We start from the raw sequence: 18,819 nt of genomic DNA on the forward strand, positions 1-18,819 counted from the left end.
ATTCGATACCTTAAGTATACCTATAAATAACAATTATTAAGGTCGGTAATTTCATGGAAGTCTGAAATAATTGTGTTGAAAAATGCCTCGCGAGTTCGTAAAGCCAGACATGGATATGCCTGCTGCAAAACGATTTATTTATATGGAAATTTTGTACTTTCCCAATAATTAAAAAAAATCGGTTCTATAATATTTGGTGTTGTTACTCTTTCTGAGTGAGAACACCAAGTCTTTTTTTATACAAAAAGACATTTGGTTGTCCTATAATTAAATCGCTGAACCCAATCATAGGAGGCGAACCAAATGTCCAGTATTAAGAATATCAAATATAAAGATAATTGCCTAGACAAAACCATCAAACAAATCCTAAATATTCACGATTCCAACATTACTTTTTCTAAAGACGCCGTCTCAAAAGAAAAAGTCCATAACAGAATGGCCACCGTCTTTACTGGTCGACTGAGCTATCCGTCTCCTCGGTGTGAGTGTTGCGGCTACGACTCCGTCATCCATCATGGCTACAAAGATAGCTGGATTCAATTACTCCCTTATCAAGAGGTGTCTACCTATCTTCATCTCTATAAACAACGGTTTTATTGTAAACAGTGTCACCATACCTTTTCAGCTAAAACCTATTATGTCGCAGAAAACTGTTATCTCTCCCAAGCGCTCAAGTTTGCGATCGCTGTTGATTTAAAGAAGAAAATTTCGATGAAAGATATCGCTCAACGTTACTTGGTTTCCGCTAAAACGGTCGAACGGGTCTTGGATTCTTTTTTTGAAGAACCACGACTGAAGCCCAATTACTTACCCAAACATCTATTGATTGATGAATTCAAAGGAACTAAGGACTGTCAGGGCGCCATGTGTTTTATTCTCAGTGACGCGGATACGGGGAAAATCTTTGATAGTTTAGAGGATCGAAGAAGCTTCAAGCTGATCGCCTATTTCATGCGTTTTACTTATCACGCACGGAAAAACGTTTCTCATGTCGTGATGGATATGAATGCGGGCTATGATTCTGTGACAAAGGTCGTTTTCCCAAATGCTCGGATTTCCATTGATCGATTTCATGTGATCCAACAACTCAATCGTGCGTTTAATAAACAACGGATAAAAACCATGAATCACTTGAAAAAGAGCGACCCGCAAGCCATGAAAAAATATCGCAAGCTTAAGAAATATTGGCGAACCATTCTGAAGAAAAATAGAAAAATCAATTATTCTTCGCTCAAACAATACCCGCTTTTCCAACGGAAATACCTGACGGAATCGGAAGTATTGGATTATTTATTATCGATTGACGAGCGCTTACGGACAAGCTATGATGTGTATCAAAATTTGTTAGATGCCTTTGATGCCAAAGATTATACAGACTTTTACGAACGCATTGATCACTTACCTCCGATGCTTGATCCAGCATTTAAAAAAGCGATTCTTTACTTAAACAAACACAAACAAGCGATTATCAATGCGTTAAAATACCCCTATTCGAACGGAAAACTTGAAGGGAAGAATAACTTGATTAAAGTGATCAAGAGAGTGGCATTCGGTTTTAGAACTTTTCGCCACCTTCGTATGCGAATTCTGATTCAACAGAATCTTTGCGACATTATTTGAGCAAAAAACAAAAAGAAAAAAAGGAAACGCCGAAGCATTTCCTTTCAGTGATTTAATGAGAACAACACGATTTGACTTAGAGCCAAAAAATCACACTTCCAAACAAGAAAGTGTGATTCTGAGAATAGATTAGTGTAAAAAGTTTTGCAGATCGTCGCCGTATTTGTCGATCTTCTTCGTTGTCAAAATTGTTCCTGCTACTAAAACGCCGCCTACAATAAGTGTACTAGCAACCATAAACTTAAATAGTGATTTCATACGATTTCCCTCCTAAGTGTTTTGATTATTGTTGAAAAACACAGTAACTAAAATTAGATTAAATGTCTCGATCATTGTATATATTTACCATAGCACAAGTAATTCTATGTATCTCCAAATATGCTCATTCTTTCTCTCAAAAATTTACACTAGAAAGGATTCTAAGCGACCGGATCACGAGGTCAAGCTTTATCTATTAAGAAAACGGCTAAACTCAGTGTCCTTTTTAGAGCGTTCTAGCTTTTGATTAAACTCGATGATTCGGTCTCTCAGCCCCATCATTTCATCATCTAATAGATGCGCTTTATCTGAACAGACGCGCAACTCATTTATTAACGCCGGATCTTTATTATCACTTTTATATTTTAATTCGTGCTCAAGGCTGGCCCAAAAATCCATCGCTGCTGTACGAAGCTGAACTTCCACAACAACATTTTTCTTCATATTAGATAGAAAAACGGGTAATTGAACAATCAGATGCAGGCTGCGATAGCCATTTGCCTTAGGACATTCAATAAAATCTTTTTCATTTAATAAAATCACGTCATCTTGACCAAGGAACATTTCTCTGATTCGGTATACATCATCGATATAAGAGCAGATCACCCGAACACCGGCACCATCAAATATATTTGACAGAATTTCATCCAATTTTATAGGTATTCCTTTTCTATCACACTTTTCATAAATCGAGGTACTGGTCTTTACTCTTGAGCTAACTCCTTGAATAGATGAGCGTTCATTTTTCATTAATAATTCAGAAAAAAGAATTTGAAATTTTGTTTCGCATTCCTTCATGGCGCATTCATAAAAAAACTGCGCTTGTTGGATTTCTTTTTGTTGAAATGAATGAATTTCGTTCATTTTTCCCCACCACTCATAAAATTTATAGTACAGGCATTGCTAGTTTCGTTCACAGTCTAAAAAATAAACGAACAGAGGAAAGAATAATTAGTAATAGAGAGAACAGTACAAATAATAACGAGATCATCAGCTGTTCTGTTGCAGAAAAAGTTTTTTTCCACCATTTTAGAATGATCTTAAAAAAACATAAGACACTAGCTAACAAAATAGCACTTATTGCAAGCATGCTCTTTCCCCTTTTCTTGATTTATTCCGCTCATTCAACGATTTATTGAAAGTCCTCTGTTCATAAAAAATTTCTCTCGACTATTAATCCTTAAGAAGCCATCTCCGCCAATTCAATCACCAATTTAACAGCCTTCTCCATTTCTGCAACAGCTATATATTCTTCAGTCGTGTGAATTTTTTCATAGCCAATAGACAAATTAACAACTTCTTTTCCTTTTTCATTAAAAATATTAGCATCGCTTCCGCCGCCGCTAATCTCCTTTATCAAGGAAAGATCCTGTTTATGCATTGCCTTATCTAACCTTTTCATTATCACTGCTTCATCAGGAATATTGTACCCAGTGGCCATTTTTTCTACCGTCATCTCAAAGGAGCCGCCATATTTTTGCACTGCTGCACTAAAGGCCTCTTCTATTTCCTTGAGTAATTGTTCTGCTACTTCTGGCAATACTGAACGTACTTCTCCTTTTAGCACCAACGAATCCATAACAATATTTGTCGCGTTCCCTCCATTAATTGTTCCGATATTCGCGGTTGTCATCTCGTCGATACGACCTATCTCAATTTTTTGTAAGGCTTCTGATAAAATTGAAACAGCAGATATTCCCTTTTCTGGTTCTATACCTGAATGCGCTGATTGTCCTTTTACTTGAATCTCATACATAAATAATGTCGGACTGGCTATAGTCACACGACCTACCTCTCCGCCGCTGTCTAAAACATATCCACTTTTGGCGTTGATCAGCTGCATATCTAAGGCTGATGCACCAATTAATCCAATTTCTTCTCCTGGAGAAAAAACAAACTCTAAATCTCCTGTTGTGATGCCTAGTTCTTGAATTGTTTCAATCGCTTCGATGATAATCGCGATTCCCGCTTTATCATCTGCACCTAGTATCGTTTCTCCTTTAGAGGATAAAATCCCTGATTCTTCAATCACTTCAATACCTTTTCCCGGAGAAACTGTATCAGTGTGGCAGGAAAAGAAAAGAGGCAATTTATTGCGGTCTTTTCCATGAAGCTTAACAATTAAATTATTTGAACCCAATCCGGTATCTTCCTTACTGTTATCTTCCACGATCTCCAAGCCAAGCTTCATAAATTTATTTTTTAAATATTCATGTATTTTTCCTTCATTTCCCGATTCAGAATCAATCTGAACCAACTCAATAAATGTTTTAACTAATCGTTTTGTATCCATAATTTTTCCTCCTTCTTATTTTTGATACTCTTGAAATGACAACTTAACCATTCAATTCCAAGTATTCAATAATATCGGCCATATCTCCAACGGGCACAATTTTCATCTCAGTCTGAATATCCTCTGCCACTTTTCTAGCTTCAAAATAGTTTGTTGAAAAAGTTCCTTCTTCATTTCCCAGATAAGGGACAAAGAAAATATCCGCTTGCGAGTTATGTGCGGCGTAGACTTTTTGCGGAATTCCGCCAACAAGTCCGACACTACCATTCGTTTCTATCGTTCCTGTACCAGCAACCGTTCTTCCATTTAGCAGATCCTGACCTGTAATTTGCTGATAAACACTTAAGGTTAACATCGCCCCAGCTGAAGGTCCGCCGAATCCTTTAGAATTTATGCTAATTGATTCGTTGGCAGTCACTGCCAGTACACCGTTTAATAAATAGCCGCTTCTTGTAATTCTCGGGATAGATAGTTCCTGTTTATTACCTTCCCTCGCAACAACAAGCTCGGTTCGTGCCGCCCTTAATTTTTGTGGGAGTAAGGCTAGAGCGCTAGGTGTGACTGCTTCACCATTTATTGAAAGAATGACATCGTTTATTCTCAGTGAATTCAAGTTTTGCACATCTCGATTAATATTCATCACTCGTATTCCAACAAAATCAAGCTCCTTCTCCTTTTCAGCAAGTCTATGAGCCTCCATCACTGCTGTTTGTTTAGAATTTGCCATGAAAGCCCGCTGAACATCTCTGCTATCCTGTTTTACCGCTTCGTAGTTCTGGCTTTCTTTTGTTAGATTTTGATAAGGATGGATCAAGGCCCTGATTAGCTTAAATACTGTTCCTTGTTCACGTTTGACTGTTGTCACCAAAATTTCTGAATCACTTTTTGAGGTGTGGTCTGCTACCGACACCATTTCCATTGCATCTGCTACTGGACCCGGCTTAGTTATATATAAATCAGGAATTCTGTAAAAAAAAGCAAAATATACAACTACAACACTTAACAAAGCAATCACAAAATATTTACTAAATTTCTTCATAATCAACCTCTTTTATCAATGAACACTTATCCCAGCATCAACCCAACAATCAACCCTCCGGTAATGACAGAAGTTATCGTTATTGTAGAAAATCCTGCCGTTACCATGATCGGTAGAATATTTTGCTCAATTACAGCGATTTCTTCTTCTGTTTCCCCTACAGCTGCAGCTGCTTCTTTGGTTAAGACCATTGTTCCTGGAAATCCAAACAAGGTTGTCATACCTACAGCAATCGACAATGAACCAGAGTAACCGACCTTTTTACCGATAAGGAATGACGCTATAAAGATTATCCCCAAACCTGCTGCTAAGTAGAAAGCAATTGGACCAATCAAATGCAATAGATCTGCCGGAACAATATCTGCTAATGGACCAAACGCAATAACCATGATGGAAATCATTAGCAAACCAAAAGAGTCGGTAGATGATAATGCATTAGGCTTCAGAATTCTGAAGTGTCGCAAAATGATTCCCAATAGTAAGGCAATCACAAAAGCATTTACCGTCCCATTAGTTAATTGACTTAAAAATCGAGAAACATACATTGTCAGTCCCAGCAAAAATAACGTGCCATAAGGTGTCCGTAAAAAATCTGGTAAAATACTTTCTTTAGCCTCCGTAGTATTTTCAGCTACTTCCTGTTCAAAAAAAGTCAGCTCGCCATCACGATATTGCTTCTTCACGCGAAGTGCTTCTTTTTTCAAAATATTCGCCGTAAATAAGAAACCAACCAAATTTTTTAAGTTTAGTATCAAGAGCGGAAAAACTGCTAATAAGTAACTAGATAAAATCCCTAGATCGCCGCCAGCATTCTGAATCTCATTTACTTTTTCCTGCACCATTAAAATCGATAGTGTCCCTCCGGTTATCGACGCGGTGCCAGCTACGGCAATATTTCTGTCAAAGATCAATTCACCGATAAAGATTAGAATCACCGTCATTAAAACAACTGTTAACGATCCTACAACAAAGGTCTTCCACTGCAGTTTCAAATCTTTAAAGCTCATCATTGTTCCTAAATGAACGATAATTACCCCAATAACAGCATTTCCTAAGCCTAACAATCCTGAGTCCTGAATCAGATCATGAGGTAATAAATCTGTTGCAAAACCCACCAAAAAGATCAAAGAAGCTACTAACATCATCGAAATCAAAGCCTTGCTTTTGTTTGATACAAACTCCCCAATCGTCCAAATAAACATTACAATAGTAAAAGCTAATATAGGTTCCATTATTTTTCCTCCTTATTATTGAATCGGATGATACGTGAATCCCAAGCCATGAACTTCTGCCACATTATAAGTGATCATAAAGCTTTTAGGATCAATCTCATCTACGATTTTTCTAACCAACGGATACTCCTGCCCAGTCACCACTACCATGATCATTTCTCTATCACAATCATTTTTTCCGCCTCTAGCGTCGAATACTGTCATACCTCTATCCAATTCATTTGTTAATTGATCGCGTATTTCTTTTGTATAGTCTTGACTTATGATCATAATCGCCTTTCTTCTCTTCAAACCATTTTCAATATAATTCATAACGATTGAAGTAATCCCAATAGATAAAATAGCGAACAAAAACTCTTCGAAACCAAAAACATAAAGACTCATAAATACGATCACCATATCAGTAAACAATAGTCCTAGTGATGGATTCATACCAAAATATTTTTCAAAAATCAGCGGTGGAATTGTTGTTCCTCCACTAGATGCTTGGATCTTATATAAAATAGCTACTCCGACTGCAAAAACAATACTTCCAAAAATAACTGATAGTAAACGATCTTCAGTTAGCATACCGATCGGTACTATACGTAATGCTAAAGGAAACAACAAGCTCCCAATTAACGTATTGAAGAAAATCTTTTTTCCTAAAAATAAAGCAGCTAAAATTAAAACAACAACATTCAATGATAGGACGACCCATGAACGATCGATTCCTAACGCTGATTCTGCTAAAATCCCAATCCCGCTGGCGCCTCCAGCGGCAATATCATGCGGTCCTAAAAATAAATTAATACTAATGGCTAATAGTAATACCGCCACGGATATTTTTAGTAGTTGCAATAGAAAAGAAAATAGCGTATCGCTTTTATTTTTTCTATCGACAACGGATTTTCTTTTTTTCGCTCCTGCTTTTAAGCTTAAAGTAGTATTTTCTTTCATACCCTTTCCCCTTTCGTAATAACTCCTTAATGAGTATGGTGCTAGTTTAGTAAATTAATACCGCCCTCTCAAACAAACTATTTCTAAAAATTGGAAAAAATTTGTTTGAGAGCATTACTGTTTTTTAATATTGGCGTATTTAATAAAAAATAGCCTAAGAGAAATGGTTATCTCTTAGGCTATTAGTATCTGCTTAAACAACTATGCGGCTGTGAAAAAATTGGTCGTAATGGAAGGACTTCTTGAAAAAGCATAGATGGATATCTCTTGTTTTCTAAGTGAGGTTTTGCTTTTTTAATATTTTCTCTTGCCGCAAAGTGAACAAAAATATTCCATTACATCAGCTATCACTCTCAAGTATTTCTTTCTGCATGTCTTTCAAGGTCTGAATAGAAAAGCGCATTTTTTCTATTTCATCTTTATCTAACGGTATTTCAATGATCTCTCGAATCCCTGATCTATTTAAAACAGCATTAGAACCAATACAAACATCCTTACTATTATATTGACCCTCCAAATGTACCGAGACTGGAAGAACAGAATTTTCATCCAGCAAAATCGCTTTTGTAATCCTTGCCAAAGAAATGGCAATCCCATAATGAGTAGAACCCTTGTAATGAATGATCTCATATGCTGCATTCTTAACGTTTTCTGACAATTCTATTAAGTCAGAGTCGGAAAATTCAGGATGTTGATTCAACCATTCGCTGATCTTTAAACCACCAATATTTCCATGAGACCAAACAGGAAATTGTGTGTCCCCGTGCTCACCTAAAATATAAATATTCACGTCTCTTGGATCTATTTGAAATTTTTCTCCAATGGCACTTCTTAATCTAGCGCTATCCAAAGAGGTTCCCGAGCCAATAACTCTATTTGCGGGAAATCCTGTTAGTTTTTTTACATAATGGGTGAGAACATCAACTGGATTGCTGGCAATCAAAAATATTCCATTAAAATGATGTGCCATAACTGATTGGACAATTGACTTAATAGTGCGTGCATTGCGCTTCACCAAATCCAATCGAGTTTCATTTTCCTTCTGTGCCGCTCCAGCTGTGATAACAATTAAATCTGCATCAGAACAATCCGAATACTCTGCAGAATAAATTCTTTTAGGCCCAACATAAGCCAAACCATTCGTAAGATCTTTCACATCACCGGCAACCTTTTGAGAATCCAAATCAATAATACCTACATTATTCCCAACACCCTGTGCCATTAGAGCAAAGGTATAGCTTGAACCGACATCTCCATTACCAATTACCACAATTTTATTCATCATAATTCTCCTTTCGATTCTCTATCTTATTAATCTACTATCGAACTTTTCCTTAATGATTTTTACAATTATCAAGCAATTTCAAGGATAGCTTGTATAGTAAGTTTAGTGAACAGCTAAGCTTTTCACAAATAAACTAATTCTAGAAATCGGAAATAATTTGTCTGAAGGAATTAAAAAAAAGAAGCTTTAAATAGAAATAAATCATCTGTAAAAAATAATTTATAAATATCAAGACAAATATTTTATTTATAGGCTTCGTTCGTATTATAATGAAACCGTATCACCACTTTTTGATAAGGGGGCTTTTTCTAATGAATACCTACTCCTATGATTTGCTAGTCGATAAATCTATAAAAAGAAAAATAAAAATCCTTCAAATCTTACTTGAAGCCAATCGTCCGGTGTCATTAAAAACTTTTAGCGATCTCTGTGATGTTTCTTTCAAAACGATACAACAAGATGTCGCTTACCTAATCGATAACTTGCCAAACGCTCTCTTATTAGAAGAATTCAATCATACTTTATCCCTTGAAAAATATGGCCCGAGCCGTGAGATTGTCACTTATATTGATAGTCTAATTTCAGATAATCCAATATTTCACATTATCGAATCCATTTTCTATGAAGAAAAGAAAGATTTGGTTACTTACGCTTTGGACTTATACATTTCCGAATCAACAATGAAAAATTACATCAGAACCTTCCGAAACGTTCTTAAAGATTTCAGGCTTGACCTCGATACCACTACCTTTTCCTTAGTCGGTGACGAAGCAAATATCCGTTATTTTTTCTTCCAGTATTTTCGCTCCATTCATGAAAGTAGTGCACCCATCATCCATAATGATCAATATCATGAGATAACAGAAGTCTTAGAAAAAATGAAAAGAGACTACGATCTAAATTTAAATTTCGATTACTATAGAGCAACAATTTGGATGTTCATCATAGAAAAACGAATAGAAAACCAGCATTTGATTGAGTTTGATGCTTCAATACTGGAAAAATATGAAAATAAAGACAGCTACCGCCGTTTTAAAACAGCCTTCTCTACTTATTTTCATTCAAAGGTACCTAAGGAAAACAATCGGAACCAAGAAATCTTGTTCTCTTATTTTGCACAAGTCGATACCATTATTTATGAATCAAACAGCTCATACTTAACCAATGACTTTATTCAAGAATTCACTGAACAGGATTTGCTTATTACAAATTTTTTTATCGCCTCAAAGCAGAATTTAGTACTCAACCATAAGGCAAAATCAGCTATTCAATCCTACCTCACAAATCTATCGATATTGACGGAGTGTACGGATCTGTTTCAAAAATATTCTCGCATTTTGATACGCAAGGCTAAAAATAATTACTCTGATACATTTTCTATTTGGTGTCATATTTTAAAAAATCACGAATATTTTTCACAGGTTGAGGATGTCGCCGCCAGATTAACCTTATTGTATGAGGTAAAAAAATATAATAAGAAAAAAGTACTCTTTGCGCTAACTGGAGACTCCTCTTCTGTAAGTTATTACAAGGCTCTAGCAAAAAAAGTTATTCCAAATGACGTTGAATATCATTTTTTATTCAATCGACCATTAACAAATGAATTGCTAAGTACACTGCAGATAGATTTGTGCGTATACAATTTTGAACCACAGCTCCATCTTACATCATCAGATCTTTATCGTTTATCTGATATTCCCTTAGATACTGAATGGCAGGAACTGCAAGACCTGCTTTTTAACATCTAAAGATAAAAAACACCCCGTTGCTTTAATATCAATTAAAGCAGCGGGGTAAAAAATTCACTTAATCTTTCCTTTACAATCGTCATTGCTCTTCTTTTTTTCTGGCTTTCATTGCTTAGACGTTCAGATCGGCGAACATCCTCTTCAAACTGTGCTTGAATTTCAGAGACCATCGGACTCGGCCCATATATAAAGGCGGATATTTCATGATTTAGATGGAAGCTTCGAATATCAAAATTTGTCGAGCCTATTGATGCGACGAGACCATCTACAATCAGATATTTACAATGTAAAAATGACTCTGCATCATACGCATAAACTTCAACTCCCGCAGACAGCAGACGATCCACAAACGAATGATTTCCATAATAAGAAATCGCTCGATCTCCTTTGCCGGGAATAATTAATTGTACCTTCAACCCGCACCTTGCTGCACGACGTATAACAGATAAAGATTCCTCGTCCGGCACGAAATATGGGCTTGCTATCTGAATCGTTTTTTTCGCCTTTCCAAACAATTCCATGATCGAATCCTTCAAAATACGTTCTGAGTCATAAGGGCCGCCAAAAATTATTTGACAGATTTCAGTTTGTTCTTCGGAAGAATTCTTTTCTAGTGGGAAGTAATTTTGTGGCTCATTAAAAAAAGGCAGCAATCCTTGTTCATCCTCATTTAAAAAAAGCCAATCCAATAAAAATGCATACTGTACATAGATCGTACTCGGTCCTAATATTTTTAGATTGGTGTCTCGCCAATAGTTAAATTTATCTGTTCGGCTGCGATATTCATTGCCTAAGTTCATACCGCCCATGTGAGCTATTTGACCATCGATGATGACCATTTTCCGATGATTTCGCCAATTTATTCTAGTGCTCAAAGACGGAGAATTCACTAAATCATACGTACGAACTAAAACACCTGCTTCTTTCAGTTTAGAAATGAACTCAAAAGGCAATTTAATCGATCCAACGCTATCATAAATAAAACGAACCTTTACGCCTTGTTTGGCTTTTGCTATTAATATATCCGCTAATTCACGACCTGTTTCATCTGCCTTATAAATAAAATACATTAGATGAATATGATGCTTGGCGTTTTGAAGGTCTATCAGTAATTCTTGATAAGCTTTTTCACCATCAGCTAAATGTGTAAGCTGATTTCCTCTCAAGGATTCATTTCCAGAAAGATAAGTCAGTTCTTTCGAAATAGCGTAGGGCTCATTAATTATTTCCGGATGATCGTTTAACAACTGAGACATGTATTGGTGCAATAACTGCTCATTTCTTTTTTGTATTGGAGAAAAACGCCTAAAGCTTGGCTTACCCCCTACTAAGAAAAAAAGCAAAATCCCAATATAAGGAAAAAACAAAATAGCGGATAACCAGGCAAATTTTGAAGTAGCAGGACGCTTGTCGATCAGTATTAAATACCCGCACAATGCAAAAGATACCACTTCTGCAAAGATTGTTAGGATAATCATACTATCAAAAAATTGATACGCTGCAAAGCAAACGCAAATAAATAGCAAACTGATAACCAGCAAGCGCTGTAGTTTATTTTTCATTACTGCTCTCCTCAAGATTCACATTGTCATTTATACGCATTTCATAACTTTTATTAATTTAATTTTACGCTATAATTTGGAATCAATCTAGTTTATCGAATTTCTGAATAGCTATTTAAAAAAAAGTATTCCATCTGTCATTCGTACTTCTCATTAGTTAGCTTTCCTTATATAAGAAAAGCTCGTTCGTGAAGCCGGACATGGATATAGCTGTTGTAAAGCCTTTTTTTCTGTGAAAATTCTATACTCCCTTTAATAACCAAAAAAGGAACTGACCCAAAAGTCTTTAGACTTTTGAATCAGCTCCTTTTCACGAATAAACGACGGCAGCTCATAAGTTGATGTGCCAACGTTTATAGGCTTTATTTATTTAATGAATCTTTAGCTTGGTCAGCTAGGATATAGGTATTTCTCCTATTTCACCGATGTGGATTATACCTATTAAATCGATGTTTAGACCTGTACTAAATTCATCTCATTTCACTAATTGAAAAATTCTCTGGGTCAATTTCTGGGTCAGAAAATTATACAAAATTTCTCATCTAATGTGGGGCGGCCGTTCACTTTGTGGATGGTTTTTTCATATAAAAAACCGCCTATAAGGCGGCCAATGGGTTAGAGGTGCTAATACATAGCACTTACTAAATTATAGCTCATGGCCCATTTATCAGAGGTCATGCTCTGTAACACTACTATAATTGACTTTTTTAACTGCGTCAAGATATTAGCAGATATTTTTCGTGCCAGACGAAAAATATTTAGGGTGTTTTCTACACCTTACATCCGGGAGATTATCTAAAATGACTTGTAAATCAACACAATGATTTTCAAAACGATTAAATTTACAGTTAGCTAAAAGATCCGCTATCTGAATAGTTCTATGCGCTTTAGAGTCAAGAAACAAGCATTCAAATGCGGCTTCTGAAATGGTATATGTGTCAGAAACATAACTTCCTGGTCTAAATTTTTTATTCATATAAACGCTCAAACTATCTCTTCCTGTTAGTTTGGTCTGATTTTGATTGTCAATAAAGACTGATACTTTTTCGATTTTCCCAATTTCTAAGTCTCTGGCTTGATGAATTACATCTTCAACTAACCTTCTAATAAGATAGTTTTTGTGAAGTTGAACGTTCTCTTTGTTCTTAAAGTCAATAGTAATTTCATCTACATTTGAAGCCACAAAAATAGGATGGAAGGTGTCCTTGAAATTCGTCGCCAATCTTCTAAGTATCTTCCGTTTTTGCTTATGCTTCATTTCACTAGCTTTTATTTCCTTTTTCGTGCGATATATTTGTCGAATCATCCTTGCATAACAGTTAGCAATTTGTTGTTCGTCACCCTTTATACACCAGTAACCGCCATAAACAAAAAAACTTGAATAATAGTTAGGATGTAGTTGACCAGAATCATCGAGGTATATGCTTAATTCAATACCACTCATTTTTTTCTCCTCTGTTCTATTCCTTTTGGATAAATAGTATCTTTATTCACGTATTAGCTGCTTACTACGTTACAATATTTCACAAAAATAATCAATGTTATTACCATCCAATTAAAGTTCAATTGTTCAAGCTGTGATTTTATAACTAAAGATCACATTTGAATATTAAGGATACACCACAACAAATGTCACAATGATCTAGACTTATGTTGTCTTTCTTTTAAGTAGCTCATACATTGCGATAGAACTGAACTTCCAATCCTTTCCGATCCGAACAGCTGGAACGTTTCCTTTTTCCACTTCTTTCAATAGTGTTGGTACCGTCGTTGTTAAGTAATCAGCAGCTTTCTTGGAATTCCAAACTTCATTTTTTATTTCATTCTCTGCCAACAGTATTCTTAAATCATCCAGATTTACTAAAGTTAAATTGATCACTAATAACGTCCTCTCATTAATCTATTTCCAAGCAATAAGAGCTATGAAATACTTGGCAATAACCAGTATCTCATAGCTCTTATCTAATTTACTATGTCGGAATACCTCCCAGATCATAGACAGCTTGCCTGCTGGCTTGTTCCATCTTGCGATTCAAACGATTTAACTCAGAAGGATTATTTGCGTCAACTTGGCCAATATTGATATGCTGCTCAACTGTTATTTGTTTAGGACTCGTTTTATCTTTTTTATCAGGTTCAGATAATGGAGTCACTGTGGTTTTCCCATTTTTAGCTGATAACAGTTCCGGACCAGCTTCACCTACAATTGCTTGACCATTGATAAGATGGCCACCCTTAGCCAGATAAGGTATCTGCGCTATATTAAATCCTCGACCACCTACTTTAGGTACCCACTTTGGAATCTTAATCCGATTCAACCCACCTAAGAATCCATTGATTAAACCGATCATCGCATTTATAGGAGCTTTAGCCATTGCAGCAATGCCATCGAATATTCCACCAAAAATATTGGCAACACCTTGCCAGGCGCGTGACCAATTCCCTGTGAATATTCCTGTAACAAAATCAATGAGTCCATTAAAAATTCTCATACCGGAATCCTTGAAATTGTTGAAGTTCGCTATAATGCCACCAAATACATTGCCAATGTAGCCGCCTAAAAACTTGAATACTTGAACCCCAATATCTCGGATGCCGCCAAAGAATGCATTCACTCCGTTTCTAAACCATTCAACTTTGTTATAGGCAAGAACCAAACCAGCGATTAACATTGTAATCCCTGCTATGACTAAGAGGAAGGGATTTTTTGCTAAAAAGCCAACTAGTTTTACCCAACCACCTTGCAGTGTAGCGATCCCGCCAGCAACTTTTGTGACTGAACTCATTAAAGAACCTAAAATTATTAGAACCGGACCAACCGCTGCTACGATCCCTCCTATTGTCACAATCCAGTTTTTCGTATTCTGATCCAAACTCTGGAACCATTGTGCAAAAGCGCTGAGAGCTTCTGCTGCGGCTTGAATATATGGAGCAAATACTTCTCCGATATCCGAACCGGCCAACATAAGTTCATTCATTGCACTTTGATAGGTCACAGTTTCTTTCATTTCATCTTTTAATTTTGCACTAGCGCCAGTGACATCCTCATAGGCTTTCTGATTTTCTTTTATTGCACCGTTTGTCTTAGTCATCGCATCCAGCACTTGTAGTCCTGAGTCTTCCCCCTGAGATCCAAAAATTTCAGAAAGAGCTGTGGCTCTCTCCTGTTCTGAGCCAAGGTTATTGATTTCTCTACCTAACATTTGAAAAGCATCTTTATTTGAAAGATTACCGTCCTTAATCTTTGCATACAACGCTTGAAAATTACCGCCTAGATTCTCAACCGCACTCTCAATTGAACCGTCACTCATACGAATACCAAATTCTTTGATAAGATCATTCACTTTATCAAGGTTGTAAGCACCACCGTCTAAACCGGCTTCAAGAATAGCAAACATTTCTTGTGCAGAATAACCTGATTGTTCAAACTGTGTTGCGTATTCTGCCAGATTATCTCCTAATTCATGTGTTTTATCCAAACCGTTCTGGGTTGCTATGGTGATCAAATCCAGAGCCCTCTCTCCGTCAAATCCGTAGGAAGTCATTAATGCGTTCGCACCACGCATAGTCTCATCCATATCCGAATCAAAGAGCTTTTCCAAAGTTAAAGCTTTTTCAGTCATGGCTTGAATAGCTTCCGCACTCTGATTTTTGAATTCTGGAAATTGGTTGATGATTTTGATAACTGCTTCTTTCGCTTCATCTATACTTTCTACCATCCCGCCAGCAAAAACTAATTCAATAGATTTTTCCAGATTTTTCGCTTCTTCACCGGTTAACCCAAATGCTGCTCTAATCTGTGTATTAGCTGTGCTTAAATCGTTCGCGGCTTTGAAGCCAGCTGCTCCAATACCTAACAAAGGAGCGGACACTCCTGCAGTCATTCCTTGCCCGACACCTTTAACTTTCTCCCCAGCTTCTTCAATTTTCTGCAATTTCTTTGCTGTGTCTACAGATACATCGCCTTGTTTTTTCAAAGCATCATTTGTCTGTTCTAATGCTGAACGAAGTTTGTTCTCGCCTGTTTCTGACTCTAACAAACGTTTATAAAGCTTTTGCGATTCTTCTGAATACTCACCAGTTTCTTTAACAGACTTTTCGTATTCTTCCCTAAGTAAACCAGTCCGCTTTTCGGCCAAGCCTAATTGTTTTTCTAATTTTTGTTTTATAGCGGTTAATTTTTCAGTTTGTGTTGCATCCTTATCCATTGCAGATACCTGGTTCTTGTACTCGGTAGCTGCTAAGTTCATTTCTTTGTTGATTTCCTTAACCGTTTTTGCATAGGAAACTTCACCATTTGTTTTAAAGTTTAAAACTACATCCGACTCCTTCTTTGCCATTTCATCATCTCCCTTAATACTTTCTTTTTAAATGCCTTGTCGTTTTTTTTAACTGACTTGATTACAGCTTGTTTATTTACCAATTCATCCTCAAGAATCCTTGAGCATTGATCAATCCTGAATTGTACCAATTGAGTAATTATCCTTAACATACCAGCATTTTCATGTTCCTTTATCTCAGTCAATAATTTACTGTAATTGTAGATAATTATTTTCACTCTATTTTTTTCAACGTCCGTTACTTTACCGGTTTTCGTGATATTCCAATGGGCCAACCATGTTTTATCTATCGTTCCTATCAGGCTTTCTAAGTATTCAATATTTACTACTTGCTTCATATGGGTGTTTACCCCCCTTTCTTTTTTTTAAAAATGTTCCGGAGGTGTCTGGAAGTGTGCCCCTACCCTATCCCCAAAAACTTTTTTAAAAATAAAAAGGAGAGGGGGGCTTAAAAATAATTCGCCGGCTTAACTCAAACCATTGATATCTAATTTGTAAATTGGAATTTCAAATGGACCGAAGATTAATTTTCCATCGCTGATTTCATACACTGAAACACCAACTTTATTTTCTTCTGCAAACAATTCATCCAACCTTTGAACTTCAATATTTTCCAGTACATCTTGAATATGGAAAAAAGAAAAATCTCCAAAATAAATTATTGGCACTGATGGATCTGTACCATCTATATGATCGGAAACTTCTACTGGATAATTGAATACTTCGAATTCAAAATCATCATTCGCTAAATCTTTGAAGATAGGTTTTCCAGTATCATCAAGAAGTGACTCTAATTCTGTTTGTGCAGCTCGGTTAATTAACCAGATCGCCTTTTTCCTTAACGCTGTAGGTATAGCATTCTTTGCCCCTACTAGATATTTATACATGCTGTTTGTGAGTGTGCCGGGAATATACGGGACAGCTTTAGAATTGAGTGAATAAGCATTATCTGTTGAATGAATAAACCAAGCTACTTCTCTTCTTAAGATTGCCTTACCCAACTCCTCGACCAATATTTTTTCAATATCAAACTCTGACATGCGATCTAACTTTTGTGTGAACTTGGCCATACCATCAAATTCAATTGGATCTAGCCAAACCATATCGAAATCCATATCCGATTCATCTATAAGATTGCTGTCATCACGCTCAATAGTTACAATATTGGCCTCGATTTTTTTCATCTGAATAGGAATACCTTTTTTGCCTTTTTGTCTGTGTACGATCCCTAATTTACGAACTGGATTTTGTTCTTGAACGTACGAGATAATTTTATTAGATAGTTTTTTTGAAAGAAGAACTTTCCCATTGTTGACAATTATTCCCAGACTCCTTACTTGTTCTTCGCTGATATGTCCGGCTAAATACTTAGCAATACTCCTTGTGCTGCGGTTTTCTATTTTAGCCGGCTTTACTTTTTTTATCTTTGCAGATTTTCCCATTTTTTTACTTTTCTCCCTTGCCTTGTCTATTTGATTTAAAACCTGTTTCCGTTTTAGTTCCTTCATTTTCTTTGCATTTTGTTGATATGTTCCCAGTCTTGTAGCGGTCCTAAAATTCCTCGATTGTTCTTCTCCAATTAATTGTTCGATAGTTGCCATGTTTATCTATCCTTCCTTTTTGCATAATTCACTATTTCCCATGATTGTATGAATACCTGGTCGTTGTCTGTTTACCCTTACTCCAGTTTTTCTATCCCAGTAGCTGCCATCACGATAAAAAACATCATCATTAAAAATCTGATCCAAATAATTATTTGTAGAAAGAATTGAATTATTGGTTTGCTCTAACATTTCAATATACAGACGTTTCTTATCTAAATAGGATCTATGCAATTCAATTGCTTCGTTTTCCAATTTTTTTAGTCTTTCCTCAGACTGTCCCTTTACTTCGTTCATTTCCTTATAAATCCTGTCTAAAGAAAGATTGTCTTTTATAGAACTGGCTTCTAATAATTTCAATTTATTTTGTTCATTTTCCAGTTTTATCTTTGTTTCTAGAAGCTGCTGCTCGATTTCCTCTTCCGACTTTTTCTTACCGAGAAATCTTTTTACATTAATCATTCCTAAGATGACATTTTTCTGATCGTGTACCAGCGTTTCAATTTCCTGTTCAAGATTAGAAATTGATTCTTTACTTTTTGCGATCAATTGATTTCTTTTGCTCGCCAATTCCTTAACCTCTTTAATCGTTTGTAAATCATTCATTTTCCGTTCCTACTTCCTCATTTTTTATTGGGTTATCTTCTCTTACATTTTGAAGTTCAAAAGCAACAACACTTAGGCTGTTTTGAATATAGTTTCTTCTTACCATTAAGCTTTTGAGTGATACCTTCAAATTCAAAATCATCCCATTCTGAATTTCATAAAATAGTTTGTGTGTGCGATCAACACTGAGAATAAGATCTCCTGTTTCCTGATCATTAAAAATGAATCTACAGTGATTTATTCCTGGATTAATTATTCTTACAACCATTCCTTGAAGTTCTATGATCTTCATTACC

Annotated in this window: 17 protein-coding genes; 2 read left to right on the forward strand and 15 right to left on the reverse strand. The window is 36.0% G+C overall.

Annotation, left to right across the window (positions count from 1 at the left end; genetic code table 11):
• Positions 1–303: 303 nt before the first annotated feature.
• Positions 304–1,620 (forward strand): ISL3 family transposase, encoded by a 1,317-nt coding sequence (locus IGI52_RS11940; RefSeq protein WP_438781402.1) that lies wholly within the window; start codon positions 304–306, stop codon positions 1,618–1,620.
• Positions 1,621–1,749: 129 nt separating this feature from the next.
• Here IGI52_RS11940 and IGI52_RS11945 read toward each other — a convergent pair whose 3' ends face one another.
• From IGI52_RS11945 to IGI52_RS11975, 7 genes are all read right to left on the reverse strand, one after another.
• Positions 1,750–1,878 (reverse strand): hypothetical protein, encoded by a 129-nt coding sequence (locus IGI52_RS11945; RefSeq protein WP_016179596.1) that lies wholly within the window; start codon positions 1,876–1,878, stop codon positions 1,750–1,752.
• Between the two features lie 189 nt (positions 1,879–2,067).
• A complete protein-coding gene (locus tag IGI52_RS11950; RefSeq protein ID WP_016179595.1) occupies positions 2,068–2,742 on the reverse strand; it encodes a GTP pyrophosphokinase in 675 nt (224 codons plus the stop codon).
• Positions 2,743–3,058: 316 nt separating this feature from the next.
• Entirely contained in the window at positions 3,059–4,171 is a 1,113-nt protein-coding gene (locus IGI52_RS11955) for a M20/M25/M40 family metallo-hydrolase (protein ID WP_311893264.1), read from the reverse strand.
• Between the two features lie 43 nt (positions 4,172–4,214).
• Positions 4,215–5,210, reverse strand: coding sequence for a SepM family pheromone-processing serine protease (locus IGI52_RS11960; protein ID WP_049218096.1), 996 nt, complete (start codon positions 5,208–5,210; stop codon positions 4,215–4,217).
• 26 nt (positions 5,211–5,236) lie between these two features.
• Complete coding sequence (locus IGI52_RS11965) at positions 5,237–6,442, reverse strand: hypothetical protein (protein WP_048721992.1); 1,206 nt, start codon at positions 6,440–6,442, stop codon at positions 5,237–5,239.
• 15 nt (positions 6,443–6,457) lie between these two features.
• Positions 6,458–7,381 (reverse strand): YitT family protein, encoded by a 924-nt coding sequence (locus tag IGI52_RS11970; RefSeq protein ID WP_082158204.1) that lies wholly within the window; start codon positions 7,379–7,381, stop codon positions 6,458–6,460.
• A gap of 340 nt (positions 7,382–7,721) precedes the next feature.
• Positions 7,722–8,663 (reverse strand): L-lactate dehydrogenase, encoded by a 942-nt coding sequence (locus IGI52_RS11975; protein ID WP_016179590.1) that lies wholly within the window; start codon positions 8,661–8,663, stop codon positions 7,722–7,724.
• A gap of 314 nt (positions 8,664–8,977) precedes the next feature.
• On the opposite strand from IGI52_RS11975, the gene IGI52_RS11980 reads away from it, so the two are divergent.
• Complete coding sequence (locus IGI52_RS11980) at positions 8,978–10,414, forward strand: helix-turn-helix domain-containing protein (RefSeq protein WP_438781404.1); 1,437 nt, start codon at positions 8,978–8,980, stop codon at positions 10,412–10,414.
• A gap of 32 nt (positions 10,415–10,446) precedes the next feature.
• Here the strand turns inward: IGI52_RS11980 and cls are convergent, their stop codons facing one another.
• From cls to IGI52_RS12020, 8 genes are all read right to left on the reverse strand, one after another.
• Complete coding sequence (cls, locus tag IGI52_RS11985; protein ID WP_137439393.1) at positions 10,447–11,976, reverse strand: cardiolipin synthase; 1,530 nt, start codon at positions 11,974–11,976, stop codon at positions 10,447–10,449.
• 724 nt (positions 11,977–12,700) lie between these two features.
• The gene (locus IGI52_RS11990) at positions 12,701–13,420 is read right to left on the reverse strand and encodes a DUF3800 domain-containing protein (RefSeq protein ID WP_438781406.1); all 720 of its coding nucleotides are present in this window, start codon (positions 13,418–13,420) and stop codon (positions 12,701–12,703) included.
• A 204-nt stretch (positions 13,421–13,624) separates the two neighbouring features.
• A complete protein-coding gene (locus IGI52_RS11995) occupies positions 13,625–13,855 on the reverse strand; it encodes an excisionase (protein ID WP_438781408.1) in 231 nt (76 codons plus the stop codon).
• 91 nt (positions 13,856–13,946) lie between these two features.
• Complete coding sequence (locus tag IGI52_RS12000; protein WP_438781409.1) at positions 13,947–16,316, reverse strand: phage tail tape measure protein; 2,370 nt, start codon at positions 16,314–16,316, stop codon at positions 13,947–13,949.
• Positions 16,292–16,654: a hypothetical protein gene (locus tag IGI52_RS12005; protein WP_438781410.1), complete on the reverse strand. Its 363-nt coding sequence runs from the start codon at positions 16,652–16,654 to the stop codon at positions 16,292–16,294. The genes IGI52_RS12000 and IGI52_RS12005 overlap by 25 nt, the downstream gene beginning before the upstream one ends.
• A 129-nt stretch (positions 16,655–16,783) precedes the next feature.
• A complete protein-coding gene (locus IGI52_RS12010) occupies positions 16,784–17,917 on the reverse strand; it encodes a phage major capsid protein (protein WP_438781412.1) in 1,134 nt (377 codons plus the stop codon).
• Positions 17,918–17,923: 6 nt separating this feature from the next.
• A complete protein-coding gene (locus tag IGI52_RS12015) occupies positions 17,924–18,523 on the reverse strand; it encodes a hypothetical protein (RefSeq protein WP_438781413.1) in 600 nt (199 codons plus the stop codon).
• A complete protein-coding gene (locus IGI52_RS12020) occupies positions 18,516–18,815 on the reverse strand; it encodes a hypothetical protein (RefSeq protein WP_438781415.1) in 300 nt (99 codons plus the stop codon). Before IGI52_RS12020 ends, IGI52_RS12015 begins: the two co-directional genes overlap by 8 nt.
• Between the last annotated feature and the right edge of the window lie 4 nt (positions 18,816–18,819).

Origin of the sequence: Enterococcus sp. DIV0187 (genome assembly GCF_051713785.1) — a bacterium.
Classification (GTDB): domain Bacteria; phylum Bacillota; class Bacilli; order Lactobacillales; family Enterococcaceae; genus Enterococcus_A; species Enterococcus_A avium.